The organism is Mycobacterium sp. 1081908.1, from assembly GCF_001673535.1.
Taxonomy (GTDB): Bacteria; Actinomycetota; Actinomycetes; order Mycobacteriales; family Mycobacteriaceae; genus Mycobacterium.
On the sequence record NZ_LZLY01000068.1, the window covers coordinates 22406 to 40213 of the forward strand.

Below are 17808 nucleotides of genomic sequence, written 5' to 3' on the forward strand. Positions count from 1 at the left end.
AACTACCCGAGAATTGGCGAATCATTTAATCGGCGTGGCGCCCGATCGGACGATGCGAAGTTTACGGGTACTTCTCTCGGATCGCACACATCGCAGTCGATGTATTCACACTGCCGACCGAAGCTGTGCTGCGCGACAGTGATCAACAATGTCGAGGCAAGCGGGCCGGGAATTTTGTTTCGTCGTGTAGCGCTATCGTGATGCCACCAACGATGTCGTCGACCGCACCACCGTCGGCTACCGTGGCCAAACTCTGGCCCATGAAGAAGTGGCCGGAGGCCGATGAGTTCTAGCCGATTTTTCTTGGTTTCACTTCAAGTGCCTGCAACTTTGCTTCGTCCACGCCGTAGCCGTTTCGCATGACACCATGCATTGCAGTCCTCAGCCTCGCTAGGAAATCGTTCGTCGCAACGGGGTTGGCCTGAGTCCAATGCGTCCACGGGTTATATGGTTTCGCCGTGGTGGAGATGATCTGCTGGAACTGTTCCCCTTTGTAGAACCTCTTGAACACCTCTCTGGGCTTCTTGGAACCAGTGTAAGCGCTTAATCGTTGTTTAAGATCGACGACATTGCCCGTCACGTTGAACTCATTGATCACCTCACGCGCTGCATTGGTGAAAACCACTCGCGTGAACTGTAGATCATTCATCCAAAAGGGATCATCGGCAGCAAGGTTGTAAAGGTGTTGAAAGATCAGCTGGTCCGGCGGCAGGTCGCCGGGCAGCAAGACCACGGTTTTCGAAGCTGCGGGGGGTTGATCTCCGTCAAGACAGATGATGCTGTTTTGTGAGAATTCCGGCACGTGATTCTTGATCAACTGAACATAATTGGAACACCCCATGGTAATCTGCGACAGCGGATTAGTGAACTTTTTGATCGGCTGCCTGTAAACGAGGGCCGCGAAGAAGTCGGCGGCTTCCTTGTCCTCGAAGTAAACACGTATGCGAGGCAGCGATACTCCAGATTCGAGCTTAATAGTCTTGGTGGTGATGTCGGCGCTGATTTGCCCCCACGACCAGTCTTGCATTACCTGAACGTCGCCGTATGTGTCACTAAGGTAAATCGTTTTGAATTTCCTCCTGAATTTTTGACTTTGCTCATAGGCGTGTTCGATGAGGACGGGAGAATGCGAAGTCATGATGATCTGGATGTCGAGGTCCACGCATGCGCGCGCGAAAACCTTCCACAGGTTGATCTGCGCCGACGGGAATAAACCGGCGTCAGCCTCGTCGATCAAGAGCAAGCCACCCTTATAGTCGGGATACTCTTCCTTCAACTTGCCAAATGACATCAACGCCAGTGCGATTTGCCCTGCATTGTCTTCGCCGGCCGAGACCGACTCCTGATCGTAATCAATACCATGCGCCACGGCAGAGCTAATTGTCCCGTCTGTTCCAGTAGCTTGCGCAGAATCTCTATTGAGGATCTCGTTGGTGAGCTTCAGAAAGTCCTGCACGTGCTGGTTGAGATAGGCGAAACTGCCGACATTATATTCTCGGGCCGCAATGGGGAACAATCGCTTCAAACTCAAAAAGATTACGGGATGCGTGAAGTTTCTGCTGGTATTTTTTTCCCAGATGCCGTGCTGTTATTCCTGACCACCGGGCGCGGCTTGTTCTGCCGCCGCATGAGTTCCAACCTGGCCGTAGCAGCCTCATCGGTGTAACCGTCATGCAATTCGATGTTGACTGTCATTGACCCTGGCACGTCGAAGGTCTCAGACATTCGGAAGTGTTCGCTGTACAGGGATTTGAACGCGCCCCCAGTGATTTGCTGGAATGAAAGCGAGGTATTCGAGACATAGTCCCTCTCGAAGCTAAAAATTTGCGCGGCGATGCCAAGAATCGAGGATTTGGATGTGCCGTTCTTGCCGCATACGACGGTAATGTGGTCTCCAAGTTCGACTTCGACGTCGTGGAGTGCTCGAAAACGCTCGATCAACAACTTCTTGAGTTGCGTCTTGGACATCAGCCACCCTCGAGCGGAGTCTGACACCAAAGGTTGCGGTTCACGTCGATGGGCACCTCCGTCGGCGACTGTGCAGCGGTCCTATGGCCGGCACTCGGCTTCACCCGTTGGAGTGAGGGAATGGCCGGCCGTGTCCGAGAGCATAGGCAGGTTTGACCCTCAGGTGCAGCTAACAGCACCGTTCGTTGCGGAGCGAAGTTTGACCAGATCCTGGCAAGGAGAGCGTCGCCTCGAAGTCGTGTCCGGTGGACGGCGGTCCGCGCTACATCTTCGAATGGCCGACGATCCTCCGAGCACGCTGACTACACTCGCTGCTCATGCACTGGATCTTTGCCTCTGCCCGACGGGAGCAGGGTGTCGGCTGAGGCAGCGCCGCAGGTCGCCGAGCTCGGACACGTCCGGCTGGTCGAACTATCGTGGGCCGACCTAGTCCTGGATGAAGAGAATCCACGCCTAGAAGAGGGCGGCGAGACCACGCGGGAATCCATCAACGCCCTGATCGAACTCGACGCGACAAAGCAGATCAACATTGCGCGTGACATCGCCGAGTCCGGAACCCTCAGTCCGTTCGAGCTTCCCGGGGTGATCCTCGAAAACGGCCTGTACATCGTGGTGGAGGGGAACCGCCGTGTAGCGGCGTTGAAGATGCTTAAATCCCCAGACCTCATCGACGACCAGCGGATCCGCCGGCGCGTCGAGGCGATCATTTCCGCAAATGGGGCCGGGCCTGATGACGTGGCCTGCTCACTGTTCGAGAACCGCGAATCGGCAAGGCGGTGGATCGAACTCCGGCATAGCGGGGAGAACGAGGGCCGCGGCCTCAGCCCCTGGACGACCGATATGGCAGAGCGGTTCAACCCCACGCCAGGATCGCAAACGGGCCTCGCAATGCAGCTTCGCGATCTTATGGCAAATGCGTACCCCGACGATGCCCAACTGCTCGGGCACCTCACGACAATCTTTCGCGGAGGATACAATACAGCCGGAGCTCGTGTGCGGCGTCGTGTGACTACCCTCGGACGCCTCGTTCAGCCCAAGCAGATGCAAGAGGCGTTCGGTTACAAGATCGAGCGCGCTAGTGGTGTCATCCGCGTGGTCGGGCCGGAGCAGGCGGTGCACGCGGCCTTCCGAAAAATCATCTTCGATGTGTCCGAGGGTATGACCGCTCGCGACATCAACAATCAGGACCTGGTCAGTAACTACATAGCCAGCATCGCGCACTTGAAAATGCCTGACGGCTCGGCCACTTCGCCCAATTCTCCTAACCCAGCGCCGCCAGCGGCTGGTCAACCAACACCAGGGGGAAGCACACTACCCGCGGCGGGCGGCGGGGGTTCACAGCCGACGCCACAGCCATCGCCTCCGCCCGCCCCGACGGCGCGTCGCCAACGACCGAGATCCGAACAACGCATCTTCCAGGGCTTGCGCCTCACGAAGTTCCAACTTCGCACTTCCGACACGCTTGTTCAGGCACAGCGGCTAGACATCGATGAAATGACCCTGGTCGCTGGCGTCATGGTGCGCGTCATCGTCGAACTCTGCGTTACCGAGGCAATCGATAAGCTCAGCCTGACGGTGGTCGGCCGCTCGACGTTACGGAACAAGTTGAAAGCTGTTCTACAGCATCTTGATCCGCAAATCGAACACTCACAGAACCGCGGGTCACGGCTTGCTGCAGCCTGGATGGATAGCCAGAAGGACAATGCCACCAACGGACTAGGCGTCGACATGATGAACGCGTACGTGCACAGCTTCACCCAGAGAGGAGGACCGGCCGACGTTCGGGCGCTGAGTCACCACTACCGGCCGCTCTTGGAGGACCTGGACGCGGCGCTGTGAACTTGGTGGCCACCGCGGCGGTAACGCGATATCATCAGCACGTGGATAGCGGTCGGATACGTTGCCTATCAATGTCATTGCCTTTATGAGGTACATCAGTCCGCTCCGGTATCCCGGTGGAAAAGCTCGCATCGCCCCGTTCGCCGCAGAACTATTGGCGTTGCAAAATCCACGCCCGCACCGCTACGCAGAACCGTTCGCCGGCGGGGCAGGAACTGCTCTAACGCTCCTTGTCGGTGAGCATGTCGATGCCATTCACATTAACGACCTCAACCCCGGGATAGCGGCGTTCTGGCGATGCGTGTTCAACCAAACCAAACGGCTGATCAAACGCGTCAAGGACACCGAAGTAAGTCTAGAGACTTGGTACCTCGCCCGTGAGATCTATGACCACCCAACGCGGCATTGTGACCTGGAATTGGGATTCGCGACGTTCTTTCTCAACCGGTGCAACCGATCTGGCATATTGAATGCTCGTCCCATCGGGGGCCTAGAACAGACGGGTATGTGGAAGATCGACGCTCGCTTCAATCGGGAGAATCTCTCCGAGAGAATCGCCTACATCGGGTCATACCGACGCCGTGTCGAACTGACCGAACTTGACGCCCGAGACTTCCTCACGAGATTGTCCCCGCATCGACGCGACGTGCTCGTGTACGTTGACCCGCCATACCTCGGCCAAGGTGACGATCTCTACCTCGACCGGCTCAGCGCGGGAGACCATCACGACCTCGCGACCAAGCTGCAGCACTCCAAGTTAAAGTGGTTCCTCACCTACGATGCTGACGACCGCGTGACGGACGAACTCTACGTCAACTTCAGATGTGCAGAGTTCGACATCAAACACACAGCCCAGGTGAACCACATGGGCACCGAATTCGTCGTCTTCGCAGACACCATCAGCGTGCCCGACGACTTGCAGGTCTTGGCCACCGCCAAAGGTCGATGGATTGTTGCTTAAAGCAACGGCTCGCAGTCTTGGCTATACGACGACGTCGTCGGGAGTGGCTTCCTCCCCGTCCTGGTCGATAAAACCTCAGTAACGTGACCACACGGTAGCTTGAGCGGAGATGGGACGAGGGCGCTCGCGCGCCATGTTTCGGATTCTTCAACAGCAATCACATTGGCTGGGTCCAGCCACACCACTACCTTCTTGCTGCAACGCACACACGAAGGCCTGCCGACGACGGTTGTGACCTCTGCCGGAAAACAAACACCTCTCCGTTGGTCATCGATAGCGCCCCTGCGGGCTCTTGTGGGCTACCTCAACGATAGGAGCCCCCACTGCGGGGAGTCGGCGGCTTCGATCCAATTCTGACCAGCGATCGCGGCGAAGTCGTCGAACGAACCCTCAGTAAACGCCTCGGCCCCTAACCGGAAGTACCCACGGGGCGGACCTGATCCGCGTTGCCGCAGCCTTCGATCGCCGCTCGGGCGCACAGGTTAGACGCCTCGCCCGAAGGCTTAATGTCACGAGAACCGCTGTTATCCATGTAGAAGCAACTTTCTGCTCTCGCGGTTGACGCTCCCCTGGCTTGAGGTCCAGACAAGTCTCTGTCCGGCGACGCAAAAGATGGCGCGGTCCGGGTTTTCGGCAATAAATGACCTGAAAAGATGCTTCATTTTGGAGAAGGAAACTTGCCGTAGGCGTTACTGTCGGCGCCCCCGGCCGGTGCCAAAGATGGCTTTCACCGCCTCGCGTATCGCCGTGTTGATGCCGCTTTTCACCGTCGGATTCTTCAGCACTTCCTCCCACATGGCCGGGCCCTTCGGTTCGAAGGGCGCCGGCATCGGCGGGATCCCGGCATCCGTTGGCACCGGCGGATAACCGGGCTCGGCGGGTCGCCCCGCCGGCGGTGCCGGGCGGGACGGCGGTGGTTCCGGCGCCGGTTGTTCGACCGTTTGCCCGTACTTCGCCTGCAGCGGACTGGCTTTCGCCGCGGCGGCGATCGCGTCGGTCCCGATCGACGCCATCAGCGAGCGGGGCACCCGCATGCGGGTCCACGCGACGGGCGTGGGTGCGCCCTTCTCGGATAGGACGGTGACGACGGCCTCGCCGATCCCGAGCGAGGTCAGCGCCGACTCCAGGTCGTACACATCGGTTTTCGGGTAGGTACGGACCGTCTTGGACAGCGCGGCCTGGTCGTCGGGGGTGAACGCCCGCAGCGCGTGCTGGACGCGCGCACCCAGCTGGGACAGCACGTCATTCGGTATGTCCGTGGGTAGCTGGGTGCAGAAGAAAACCCCGACGCCCTTGGAGCGGATGAGCTTGACGGTTTGTTCGACCTGCTCGAGGAAGGCCTTCGACGCATCGGCGAACAACAGGTGCGCCTCGTCGAAGAAGAAGACCAGCTTGGGCCTGTCGACGTCGCCGATCTCGGGGAGTTTGGCGTACAGGTCGGCGAGCAACCACATGAGGAAAGTCGAAAAGATGACGGGACGCACGGACTGACCGGTGAACTCCAGCAGCGAGATGATCCCCTGGCCCTGCCCGTCGGCGCGCAGCAGATCGTTCGGGTCGAGCTTGGGCTCACCGAAGAACGTGTCGCCGCCCTGGCCGGCGAGGTTCAGCAGCGCCCGCAGGATGGTACCCGCGGTCGCCGGATTGACCGCCCCCAGATCTTTCAGGTCGGACTTGCCCTCGTCGCTGGTCAAGTGGCTGATGACGCTGCGCAGGTCGTTCAAAGTGGTCAGCGGACGTCCAGCCTGCTGTGCCCAATGGAAGATCAAACCCAGCGTCGACTCTTGGGTAGCGTTGAGCCCCAACACCTTTGACAGCAGAACCGGACCGAAGCTGTCGACGGTCGCCCGTATCGGTACGCCAATTCCCTTGGTGCCCAACGACAGGAACTCGATCGGGAAGGCCGCGCCCGCCCAGTCGTCACCGGTGTCTTTGGCGCGCGCGGTTGTCTTGTCGTTGGCCTCCCCCGGTTTGGACAGCCCGGACAGGTCGCCCTTCACATCGGCCATCAGTACGGGTACGCCCGCCGCGCTGAGCTGTTCGGCAATCAGTTGCAGCGTCTTGGTCTTGCCGGTTCCCGTCGCCCCGGCCACCAGCCCGTGGCGGTTGACTGTGGCCAGCGGGATGCGGATCTGTGCCGTCGGGTCCGCCGCGCCGTCGACGACGACCGTGCCCAATTCCAGCGCCTGACCCGTGACGGCATAGCCGTTCGCGATCCGCTGCGCGGGTGTCGACGCTGATTCGGTGGTCATCGTGCTCGCCCCTCTTCCCCAGTCGCACCGCTCACCCTACTTCCCCAGGGCTGGCGGGGGCAGGGCTCGCGCGAGGCCGACGCACGCATACGCTGAGCGCTGTGCGCGACGAATTGGTGTGGATCGACTGCGAGATGACCGGGCTCGATCTGAGCTCGGACAAGTTGATCGAGATCGCGGTGCTGGTCACCGACGCCGAGTTGAACGTCCTGGGCGACGGCGTCGACGTGGTGATCCACGCCGACGACGCCGCGCTGTCGTCGATGATCGAGGTGGTCACCGAAATGCATTCGCGCTCGGGGCTGATCGACGAGGTCAAGGCGTCCACCGTCGACCTGGCGACCGCCGAGGCGATGGTGTTGGACTACATCACCACGCACGTCAAGCAACCCAAGACAGCGCCGCTGGCGGGCAACTCGATCGCCACGGACCGTTCGTTCATCGCCCGCGACATGCCAAAGCTGGACTCCTACCTGCACTACCGGATGATCGACGTCAGCTCGATCAAGGAGCTGTGCCGGCGGTGGTACCCGCGCATCTACTACGGCCAGCCCGCCAAGGGGCTCACGCACCGGGCGCTGGCCGACATCCACGAGTCCATCCGCGAGCTGCAGTACTACCGGCGGACCGCATTCGTGCCCCCGCCGGGGCCGTCTACCAGCGAAATCGAGACGGTAGTCGCCGATCTTCAAGGCGGAGAGAACCCAACTCGAACAATCGATTCGGAGACCGAGCCACCGAGCGGCTAGTATCGATGGTCGCCGCTCGTTGGCCCAGGTATGGGTGCCGGCTCGCGGCCATGGTGGCTGTAGTTCAGTTGGTAGAGCACCAGGTTGTGATCCTGGATGTCGCGGGTTCGAGCCCCGTCAGCCACCCCGAGAAGCCGAAGGGCGTTTTCGCCCTTCGGCCTTTTTGTCTCAAGGGATTGCGAGGCGCGTTTATCCCGGCGCCAGCGGCCGTTTCAGCGTGCAGACGATGCTCCACTCGAAATAGTGGTCCCCGCCCTTGTCATAGTCGCTGAAGTGGCGGGCGACCTGAACCCGTTGCACCGATGAGCCCACGATCTCCCAGCCCTGCTCGCCGTAGGCCTTCGACTGGCGGGCGGCCTCTTCGATCACGGCGTCCAGAGACTCGTTCGTGTAATGGACGAAGGTGGTCTCCCAGCGCTGGGGATACCAATTGCCGTCCGACGCCAGCCACCAACCGGGCCCGGGGGAAGGGGTGCTCATGGCCCGGCACCCTACAACGTTCAGGTCGCGGACGAATGAATGAAACGTGAAAGACGCATTGCCGAGCCGCCGAAAGTGGGCGCCGGGCTAGGTGTTGGCGTTGCCGGCCTGCCACACCGGCCAGGGGACGTTCCAGTCGCCCAACCCCTCGGTGCCCGGCAGAGTCGACCCCACGGTGTGGACCACCTCGACGATGTCGCCGCTCTTGCTGTGGTCGTAAAACCACTCGGCGTTGCTCGGGCTGACGTTCAGACACCCGTGGCTGGTGTTCGTGTGGCCCTGGGCGCCGACCGACCACGGCGCGGAATGCACGAAGACGCCGCTATACGAAATCTGGGTGGCCCAGTCGACATCGGTGCGATATCCGTTGGGCGAGTTGACCGGCACCCCGTAGGTCGAGGAGTCCATGATGATGTGCTTGTACCGGCCACCGACGATGTAGAAGCCGTTCGCCGTGGGGGTGCTGTCCTTGCCCATCGAAGTCGGCATCGTCTTGACGACTTCGCCGTTGACGCGAACGGTCACCATCTTGGTGCTGTCGTCCGCCGTCGAGATGACCTCGTCGCCGATGGTGAAGTGCGTCTTGACGTTGTCCTCGCCGAACATCCCGTCACCCAGATCGACGCCGTAGGTGTTGACCGCCACGTCGATCGCTGTGCCCGACTTCCAGAAATGCTCTGGGCGCCAACGGACCTCGCGGTTGTTCAGCCAGTAGAACGCACCCTCGACGGGAGGGTTGGTGGTGATGACGATCGCCTTCTGCGCCGCGGCGCGGTTGGCGATGTTCTCGTCGAAGCGGATCGCCACCGGCTCACCGATGCCGACCACCTCCCCGTCGCCGGGCGCGACGTAGGGCATCGTCAGGTGGGCCGGCGAACTCGTCTGGAAAGTCATCTGCCGGGTCGCGGCCCCACCGAGCCCGAGCGCCTTCACGTTCAGCGTGTAGCGCCGGTTGTAGCCCAGCTGGTCGGTCGTCGACCAACGCAGCCCGTCCGGGCTCAGTTGACCATTGATCGTCCTGCCGTTCTCGTTGACCATCGTGACCGACCCGATGACACCATCGGCAACGCTCACCGTCACCGGCGCGTCCACGGTGACGCCGACGGCGCCGTCGGTCACCGAGGTGGTGAGCTTGGGGACCAGCAGGTCGGCGAACGGTGTGCCCTTGTCGAAGATGACCTTCGCCGGCGCGGCGGTGGGGCTGCTGCTGCAGGCAGCGGCGACGACAGCAAACACGATCATGGCGACAGCCAGCCACGACCGACGTCTGCGCAAAGGCGTCATCGAGCGACCTTCCAATTCGATCGGCATATTCGGTCACCGCTGACCAGAAACAGTGGATGCATTGTAATGGGTTTTTTACCGCCCACAATGCGTCTTCCGAACGATTCGCCGTCCGGTGTTTACGCCGATCGGCCTACCGGGTCGTGGTGGCGCGCCTCGACCCCGTCACGGGTCGCGACGGCCTCCACGCGCGCGAGTTTGACGATGGCCGCCGTCGCCACCAGCCCGGCCGCCGCCAGCGCTGTCACACCGGCGCGACCGGCGTTCAGCGCCTCCCCGAGGACGACGACGCCCAGCACCGCCGCCACGACCGGCTGCGACATCTGCAGCGTAGGCATCGACGCGGTCAACGGCCCGGCCCGGAACGCCGCCTGACTCCAGACCACGCCCCCCGCGGCGGCCAGGAGGCAGGCATACAGCTCGGGGCTGCGGGCCACCGCCGTGCCGCCATCACCGAACCGGGCGACGACCTCCTTGGTCAGCACCCCGAAGACGCCCCACAGCGACCCCGACACGAAGGCGAACAGCGCGGCCGCCCGTGCGCCGCCCCACGCCTGGCCTGCCGCGACGCACGCCACCAGCAGCGGCGCAAGCACGACAGCCACCGCCGCCCAGGTTCCCAGCGAGGCGCTGGAGCGACCGGCCTGCGGATTGCCGACGACCACGATCACGACCACCGCGGCGGTCAGCAAGCCGCCCCAGATCCACTCCGCGCCCGTCACCCGGCGGTGCCACAACCGGGCATTGATGGGCAGCGCGAACAGCAGCGAAAGCGTGAGCAGCGCCTGCACCATCAGCACCGACCCCTTGCCCAGCGCGGCCGCCTGCAGCGCGATGCTCGCCACCAGCAACAACGCGCCCAGCCACCACCGCCGGTTGCGCAGCAGGGCGGCGAACATCTCGATGTGGCCGATCGACCTGTCATCGAGGCAGTGCGCCGCTCGTTGCTGCAGCACGTCACCGATGGCGATGCAGAGCGCGGAGCTCAACGCCAGGACCGCGGCGCTAACCATGCTCCGTCACGGCCGCCGCCGGCAACCTCCTGACCAGGGGCTGCCGTCGCGTGGCGGCGACGGCCAGCAGCGTGATTTCTTGCAACATTGGGTATCGCTATACCCATATGACCCCTGCTGACCCACTCCAGCGGTGGGTCGCTGGCGTCAATTGACGTTTGACGGTCCGACACCCGGGTATCGGACGAGATGCGGGCCGGCGGTACTCGATTCGGCGTGTAGAGCGCCGATTTGGCTGGGCTAGAAGCGGATTGGATCAGCGATGAATACGACTGACGACGCCATCATAATCAGGCATCCGACCGAAAATGACTGGCAGGCGGTCTATGAGAATCAGGCTCGCACTTTCGGGGATCCGGTGGACCCGCGCGCGGTGGAAGCCTGGAAACGCCGCGTCGAACTCGAGGACATCCTGGTCGCCGAGGATGTCTCCGATCCGGAGCATCCCAGCCTGGTCGGTACATCCATCATTTACCGCGCCCGGCTGACCGTGCCGGGTGGCGGCAGCCTGCGAGCCGCGTGGCTGACCATGATCGCGGTCGCCTCAACGCATCAGGGCACCGGGATATGGGCCCAGCTCAGCGCCCAGGGGCTGGGCAAGCTGCTGGAACGCGGTTACCCGATCGTCTGCGGCGTTCCCACCCAGACCGCGATGTACGACGGTTTCGGCGCCGGTGTGGCGAGCTACGCCCACTGTTACTCCATCGACCGCCGCTTCGCGAAGCTGCGCGACGCGCCGAGCGGCAACCGGGCGCGAGAGGTCAACGCCGACGAGGCGAGGCGCCTCCTGCCCGAAATCTACGAACGATGGTGCGCGGTAACCAACGGCGCGGTGGAGCGCGACGACGCATGGTGGGCCGACTTTTTGGAGGACAGGCCCACCCAGCGGGGCAACGGATCCGCGCTGAACTTCACCGTCCATCCGGACGGCTTCCTGGCGTACCGGGTCGTCGGGGCGGGCAAACACGCGTTTCGGCCGCCATTCGGCTCCGTGCTCGTTGAGGACTTCTGCCCCATCACCGACGAAGCCCACACCGAGTTGCTGCAGACCCTGCTGGCTTTGGAGATGTTCGACAACATCGAGATCGACGTGCCGGTCGACGATCCGCTGCCGCTCAAGCTGCGTGACCAGCGCACCGCGCAAACCACCGGGATAACCGATTTCCTGTGGGTGCGCATCAATGACGTGCCCGAGGTGCTCGGCGCACGGGTGTATGCGGCCGACATCGACGTGGTGCTCGACGTCACAGACCCGCTCAACCTCGCCGGCGGACGGTTCCTGCTTCAGACGCGCGACGGCACCGGCAAGTGCACGCCGCACGACGGGCCCGCGGACGTCGAAATCGGCCTGGCCGAACTGGCGACGCTCTACATGGGTGCACACCGCGCGTCCCGACTGCGACGGGCCGACCGCGTCACCGAACTGCGTCCGGGCGCGCTACGCGACCTGGACGCCGCGTTCGCGACCGAGCGCGCCCCCTACTGCGGCACGCTTTTTTGACAGGCCTTGTCCTACAAGCCCTTTCCCTCGCCGGCCGGGCAGGAGCGCGTCCGCCCGGCGCACGACAGGTATCCTGGAAGACATCGGGATTTCGCTTCGCGGCAGGACGCCTGTTATTGTCGCGTACGCGGTCTCGGCCGTACACGGCGCCGTTAGCTCAGTTGGTAGAGCAGCTGACTCTTAATCAGCGGGTCCGGGGTTCGAAACCCTGACGGCGCACTTCAGAGCGTTTTACGGGCGCACCTCAACGGCGCGCCGCAATCTGTGATCGGCGGGCGTCCTGTGCCGCGTACTAGGTCTGCGGACCCGGCGCGACCGCGTGCCGCGGCTGGTACAGCAGCGCACGAACCAGCGGGCGCGGCCCGACGGACCGGAGCATCTCGCTGGCCGGGCGGACCCGTACCCGCTTCGGCCACCAGAACCACCGTCCCATCACCGTCATGATCGACGGCGTGATGAGCGATCGCACGACGAAGGTGTCGAACATCAGGCCGAGCCCGATCGTCGTGCCGAACTGGCCGATCGCCCGGAGATCGCTGGTGATCATCGTGGCCATGGTGACCGCGAACACCAGACCGGCGGCGGTCACCACCGGGCCGGTGAGACCCATGCCGCGGATGAGACCCGTTTTCAGGCCCGCTCCGATCTCTTCCTCGATTCGCGACACCAGCATCAGGTTGTAGTCCGACCCCACCGCCAAGAGCACGATCAACGCGAATTCGGTTGCCACCCAGTGCAACTCGAAATTAAGGAGGTGCTGCCAGATGAGTGTCGACAATCCGAAGGCGGCCCCCAGCGACAACACGATCGTGCCGACGATCACGCCCGCAGCGACCAAAGCACGGGTGACGATCACCATGATGATGAAGATCAGCACAATTGAGGCCACCCCGGCGATCATCAGGTCGAACTTGGCGCCGTGGGCGATGTCGTTGAACGTCGCCGCGGTACCGCCGAGGTAGATGTCGGCGTTCTGCAGCGAGGTGAGTTTGATCGCCTCCTTGGCCGCCTGGCGCTCCTGCTCGACCGACGCGATTCCCTTCGTCGTCGCCGGATCCACGGCGTGGGTGATGATGAAGCGAGCAGCTTTGCCGTCGGGCGACACCATCAGGCTCAACCCCAGCTGGAAGTCCGGGTTCTTGAAAATCTCGGGCGGCAGGTAGAACAGGCTCTCGATCTGAGAGTCGTTGAAGGACTTGCCCATTACGGCGTTCGTGTCGGTCAGCCGATCGAATTGATCGACGAGGTTATCGAACGTGCTGTAGATGGTCAGGGTGGTATCCCTGATCGCCTTCGAGGTAGCGATATTCTCCGGAATAATCGCCAGCAGCTCGCGCGTGGCCTTTGCCGTGTCGGAGAGATCGCTGGTGAGGGCGTGGAACTTCTCGGCCAGCTGATCGAATCCGTCCAACGCGTCGAAGAGCGATCGTAGCGACCAGCAGATCGGGATGTCGTAGCAGTGCTTCTCCCAGTAGAAGTAACTGCGAATCGGTCTCCAGAAGTCGTCGAAATCTGCGATGTGGTCCCGGATCTCGTCCGTGATCGCGGCTGTCTCCCCCGTGGTTTTCGAGCTGTCCTCCGCGGCGTCCGCGAGCTTCTGGGTCACCGCGTACTGGCGCTCCAACAGGGCGATCTGAGTGTCGAGGAAACCGGTGATCTTTTTGATGTCGGCGACGCGGTCTTTGAGGTAGTTCAAGTTGCTGCGGATCGGCGCGGTTTGCACGCTGAGCTGGAACGGGACGGACCCATCCTGGATCGGCGGGCCCAGGGGTCTGGTGATGCTCTGCACCCGTTCGATGCCGGGCACCCGGAAGATGGCCCCGGCAATCTTGTCCAGGACCAGCATGTCGGTGGGATTGCGCAGATCGTGGTCCGATTCGATCATCAGCAGGTCCGGATTCAGGCGGGCCTGGGTGAAGTGACGGTCGGCCGCGTCGTATGCCTGAACCGAGGACGCACTCTTGGGTAGGTAGTACAGGTCGTTGTAGCGCGGGTTGAAGCCCATCAACCCGATGGCGCCGACGATCGCCAGGATGACGGAGGTCGCGAGGATGGGCGCCGGCCACCGCACGATGGCCGTCGCCAGGCGGCGCCACCGGGTGTAGTTGAACTTGCGCTTCGGGTCGAAAAGGCCGAAGCCGCTTGCGAACGCGATCAGCGCCGGCGTCAGGGTCACCCCGGCGGCCACAACTATCAGCAGGCCGATTGCGCACGGGTATGCCAGCGAATTGAAGTAGGGCAGCCGAGTGAAATGCAAACAGGCCAGCGCTCCGACGATCGTCAAACCCGAACCCAGTACCACCTTGGTGACCCCGGCGAAGGTGTCGTAGTAGGCGGCTTCGCGGTCCAGGCCTCGTTCCCGGCCTTCCTGGTAACGGCCCACCATGAAGATCGCGTAGTCGGTGCCGGCCGCGATGGCCAGCGCCGTCAGTAAGTTGACGGCAAACGTCGAAAGCCCCATAACGCCGGTGTCGCCCAGCAGCGCCACCACCCCTCGGCCGGTGGCCAGTCCGACGAACAGAATCACCATCGTCAACAGCACAGTGCCGATGGACCGATAGACGAACATCAGCATGATCGCGATGATGATGACGGTGATGATCGTCATCTTGAACAGGCTTGCGTTACCCACGACGATCGTGTCGTCGGTCAGGGCTCCCTGACCCGCGACGTAGGCCTTCACCCCCGAAGGCGGTGTCGAGTCCGCGACGATCTTGCGAACCGCGTCAACCGACTTGTCGCCGACAGCGCCGCCCTGGTCACCGCGCAGGTTCACCTGGACGTAGGCGGACTTGTGGTCGTAGCTCTCGACACCCGAGGCCGTGAATCGCTGTCCCCAGAAGTCGAGCGCATGCTCGACGTGCTTGGTGTCCTGCTTCAGCTTCTTGACCAGATCGTCGTAATAGCGGTGGGCGTCCTGGCCGAGCGGCTGGTCACCGACGAGGGTCACCAGGACGAGGTTGTCCGAGTCGTACTCCTTGAATTTCTCCCCGATGTGCTTCATCCCGGTCACCGACGGCGCGTCGGACGGCGAGAGCGGCACGGAGACGTCCTCGGCAACTTTCTCCAACTGCGGGACGAAGACGTTGACGCCCACCGCGATCAACAGCCAGATCACCACGATCGGCAACGCCAGGACGCGGATGGCGCGGGCCAGACGCGGCTTGTGCTCGACCTCGGCACGTCGCGCGACGGGTATCTCGTCCGTGTCGCTCGTGTTATCGGTCACGCGGACTTGTCCAAGCAGGAAACCTGCGCATCACGCGCGTTGACCTGTTGCTGATCGACCAATTTGCCATCGACAGTGATCCGGCAGCCGATAGAGGGGCTGTCGCCCTGGGCGACGACGTAGGCGAAGATGCCGGGCATTTCCGCAACGATCGTCTGCGACCACGGCAACGTGGTGAAGTTGGCCTTCTGCGGTTGCGCGTCGGCATCCATCCAGTTGACGATGCCGGTTGTCCCGGGTGGTCCCAGGATTTCGTAGATGGCGGTCTTGGCCGCATACGGCGGGGTCGCGTCGCGCGGGTCGGGCTTGGGTAGGCCGGGTCCCGGAAAGACGCCGCTGAGGCGCTGCACCGCAACGCCGCCGATGACCACTGCCACCACGACGACCAGCGCAACCCATGCCCGCTTCAGAAGCCTCAACACCGTCCCCCCGATCAGGAATGCGCGACGGGCTCGTCATTTAGGCACGTCGTCGCCCGCGCCACCGCTAGCCAACGCCATGACTGTCGAGTTAATTCCTGCGTGGTGCGCGGCTCCTCGGGGACCGCGCGGCGGCCGCACCGCTCGTCGATCAGTTCGCTGGGCGACGACGCAACGGGACGGTGGGTTACTCGCGCGCGGACAGCACTAAGCGACTCTCAACAGAGAGATACGCACGACCGAATGGAAGCGTCTTCACAACAAGGGATTTCGTTCTGAGGCGCTGATACCGCCGTCGTGTCGACCTGCTGCGATAGCGTGGATCGAAGGCGGCTGAATTGTTTCGGAAAATAGTTGATTCGCTGGCGCAACCCTTTGCAGACCTTGCTTGTTGTCACGGTTTGAAACCAGCACAGATTCAGGGCGATGGCGCGTACGCTGACCAACATGGCTACCAAGGTCAAGGTCAAGACCTGCGTACATTGCGGCCATACGTTCGATCCGACCGACCGACGGCGTGACTTGTCCGATCCGGACTGGCTCCCGGATGCGTCAGCCTATTGTTCGCATGAATGCAGTGACCGGTTCCATTGCGATATGGCACATTGTTGCTCGACCCACGTGAAAGCGAAGGCGAGTCGCAAAGCCGCCAAGGCCGCACGTTAATCCGCGCTTCCATCGGATCAACCGACTCGTCGATGCGGCGACGGGCGAGTTCAGCGGTCCCTGACCCTGCGCACCACGACGATCACCACGACCGACGAGATCCCCACCAGCGACGCGATCACCACGGGCTTCTTCACGAATTCGACCGCCCGGGCCTTGAGATCATCGGCGAGGCGGCGAGGGTTGGCGCGCTCGGCGAGCGAATCGACGGTGGCCGCCAGCTGATCGCGGGCGACGTCGATGTCCCGCTTGATGGCCTCGGGGTCCCGGTCCGCCACGTGTCTGTCCTCCAAGTCCGCCTATGCACCTGAGGCACTACCCTAGATCAGCCGGCCATAACCCCGACGCGGCGGTGAACAGAAAGGACCCACGTTGACCGAGACCACGCGGCTCGCGCCCGGCGACAAGGCGCCCGCATTCAGCCTCCCGGATGCCGACGGCAGCAAGGTGTCACTGGCGGACTACAAGGGGCGCCGCGTCGTCGTGTACTTCTACCCGGCCGCGTCCACACCGGGATGCACCAAGCAGGCCTGCGATTTTCGTGACAACCTGCGCGATCTCAACGAGGCCGGCGTCGACGTGCTGGGTATCTCCCCCGACAAGCCGGAGAAGCTGGCGAAGTTCCGCGACGCCGAGAAGCTGACGTTCCCGCTGCTGTCCGACCCCGACCGCAAGGTGCTGACGGCCTGGGGCGCCTACGGCGAGAAGCAGATGTACGGCAAGACGGTCACGGGCGTGATCCGCTCGACCTTCCTGGTCGACGAGAAGGGCAAGATCGAGGTCGCGCAGTACAACGTCAAGGCCACCGGCCACGTCGCGAAACTTCGCCGCGACTTGTCGATCTAGCGGCGATACAAGAATCCCGCAAGGGGCTCGCGGCACACTGACGGCACGGTTCTAGGAAAGGACCCGCCATGAACACTGACGACGACCCCGAGCGCTACATCCGCGACCTGGAGCGCGGCGTCAGCCAAACGCCGGGGACGCCGCAGCCGTTCGGCACACCGTCCGACGCAAGTGGTGCGCCCGGGGAGATCTCGCGGCGGCGGTTGCCACGCGTGGCCAACTTAGCGATTAACCCGCGACGAAGAACGGTATTGATTCTTGCCGTCGCGGCCACGCTCGCGCTCGCCGCTTTCTTGGCGAATCACTACGGCAAGACCACCGTGCAGGGACACCTCATCATGATCAACGGGGGCGCGAAAGACACCATCGACTGCAACAACGGAAACCTCGAACTCGACGGCGACAACAACACATACACCGTCACCGGCCACTGTCTGCGGCTCGACATCCGGGGTAGCGCAAACAAAGTCACCGTCGACAGCGCCGACACCATCGGCGTCATCGGCGACGACAACGCGGTGATCTACCACTCGGGCGCGCCGACAATCAACAAGACGGGAAACAACAACATCGTCTCGGAGCGGCTGAGCAACCGTTGAGG

General features: G+C 62.7%; 15 protein-coding genes and 2 tRNA genes. 8 read left to right on the forward strand and 9 right to left on the reverse strand.

Annotated elements, in window-relative coordinates:
- Positions 1-289 precede the first annotated feature (289 nt).
- Positions 290-1525: an AAA family ATPase gene (locus A5655_RS09355; RefSeq protein WP_156764789.1), complete on the reverse strand. Its 1236-nt coding sequence runs from the start codon at positions 1523-1525 to the stop codon at positions 290-292.
- A gap of 11 nt (positions 1526-1536) precedes the next feature.
- Positions 1537-1968 (reverse strand): AAA family ATPase, encoded by a 432-nt coding sequence (locus A5655_RS27825; protein ID WP_156764790.1) that lies wholly within the window; start codon positions 1966-1968, stop codon positions 1537-1539.
- A 354-nt stretch (positions 1969-2322) separates the two neighbouring features.
- On the opposite strand from A5655_RS27825, the gene A5655_RS09360 reads away from it, so the two are divergent.
- Positions 2323-3807, forward strand: a complete 1485-nt coding sequence (locus tag A5655_RS09360; protein WP_067008620.1) for a hypothetical protein — start codon at positions 2323-2325, stop codon at positions 3805-3807.
- Positions 3808-3892: 85 nt separating this feature from the next.
- Positions 3893-4768, forward strand: a complete 876-nt coding sequence (locus tag A5655_RS09365) for a DNA adenine methylase (protein ID WP_067008623.1) — start codon at positions 3893-3895, stop codon at positions 4766-4768.
- A gap of 689 nt (positions 4769-5457) precedes the next feature.
- On the opposite strand, the gene A5655_RS09370 is transcribed toward A5655_RS09365, so the two are convergent.
- The gene (locus tag A5655_RS09370; protein ID WP_067008625.1) at positions 5458-7020 is read right to left on the reverse strand and encodes a helicase HerA-like domain-containing protein; all 1563 of its coding nucleotides are present in this window, start codon (positions 7018-7020) and stop codon (positions 5458-5460) included.
- Between the two features lie 101 nt (positions 7021-7121).
- On the opposite strand from A5655_RS09370, the gene orn reads away from it, so the two are divergent.
- Positions 7122-7769 (forward strand): oligoribonuclease, encoded by a 648-nt coding sequence (orn, locus tag A5655_RS09375; protein ID WP_067008627.1) that lies wholly within the window; start codon positions 7122-7124, stop codon positions 7767-7769.
- Between the two features lie 53 nt (positions 7770-7822).
- Positions 7823-7895, forward strand: a tRNA-His gene (locus A5655_RS09380).
- Positions 7896-7958: 63 nt separating this feature from the next.
- On the opposite strand, the gene A5655_RS09385 is transcribed toward A5655_RS09380, so the two are convergent.
- From A5655_RS09385 to A5655_RS09395, 3 genes are all read right to left on the reverse strand, one after another.
- Complete coding sequence (locus A5655_RS09385) at positions 7959-8249, reverse strand: hypothetical protein (RefSeq protein WP_067008630.1); 291 nt, start codon at positions 8247-8249, stop codon at positions 7959-7961.
- A gap of 87 nt (positions 8250-8336) precedes the next feature.
- Positions 8337-9560, reverse strand: coding sequence for an Ig-like domain-containing protein (locus A5655_RS09390; RefSeq protein ID WP_197508643.1), 1224 nt, complete (start codon positions 9558-9560; stop codon positions 8337-8339).
- A gap of 92 nt (positions 9561-9652) precedes the next feature.
- The gene (locus A5655_RS09395; protein WP_067008633.1) at positions 9653-10546 is read right to left on the reverse strand and encodes a DMT family transporter; all 894 of its coding nucleotides are present in this window, start codon (positions 10544-10546) and stop codon (positions 9653-9655) included.
- Positions 10547-10808: 262 nt separating this feature from the next.
- Between A5655_RS09395 and A5655_RS09400 the strand changes: the two genes are divergently transcribed.
- The gene (locus A5655_RS09400) at positions 10809-12047 is read left to right on the forward strand and encodes a GNAT family N-acetyltransferase (RefSeq protein WP_067008636.1); all 1239 of its coding nucleotides are present in this window, start codon (positions 10809-10811) and stop codon (positions 12045-12047) included.
- 146 nt (positions 12048-12193) lie between these two features.
- A tRNA-Lys gene (locus A5655_RS09405) sits at positions 12194-12266 on the forward strand.
- A 73-nt stretch (positions 12267-12339) separates the two neighbouring features.
- On the opposite strand, the gene A5655_RS09410 is transcribed toward A5655_RS09405, so the two are convergent.
- The 3 genes from A5655_RS09410 to A5655_RS09420 all read right to left on the reverse strand — a co-directional run bounded on the left by A5655_RS09410 (position 12340) and on the right by A5655_RS09420 (position 16639).
- Positions 12340-15276 (reverse strand): RND family transporter, encoded by a 2937-nt coding sequence (locus A5655_RS09410; RefSeq protein ID WP_067008638.1) that lies wholly within the window; start codon positions 15274-15276, stop codon positions 12340-12342.
- Complete coding sequence (locus A5655_RS09415) at positions 15273-15695, reverse strand: MmpS family transport accessory protein (RefSeq protein WP_197508644.1); 423 nt, start codon at positions 15693-15695, stop codon at positions 15273-15275. Before A5655_RS09415 ends, A5655_RS09410 begins: the two co-directional genes overlap by 4 nt.
- 716 nt (positions 15696-16411) lie before the next feature.
- Positions 16412-16639, reverse strand: a complete 228-nt coding sequence (locus tag A5655_RS09420; protein ID WP_066928475.1) for a DUF3618 domain-containing protein — start codon at positions 16637-16639, stop codon at positions 16412-16414.
- Between the two features lie 94 nt (positions 16640-16733).
- On the opposite strand from A5655_RS09420, the gene bcp reads away from it, so the two are divergent.
- Both bcp and A5655_RS09430 read left to right on the forward strand, forming a co-directional pair.
- Positions 16734-17207, forward strand: a complete 474-nt coding sequence (gene bcp / locus A5655_RS09425) for a thioredoxin-dependent thiol peroxidase (RefSeq protein WP_067008644.1) — start codon at positions 16734-16736, stop codon at positions 17205-17207.
- Positions 17208-17275: 68 nt separating this feature from the next.
- Positions 17276-17806 (forward strand): DUF3060 domain-containing protein, encoded by a 531-nt coding sequence (locus A5655_RS09430; RefSeq protein ID WP_067008647.1) that lies wholly within the window; start codon positions 17276-17278, stop codon positions 17804-17806.
- Positions 17807-17808: the final 2 nt, after the last annotated feature.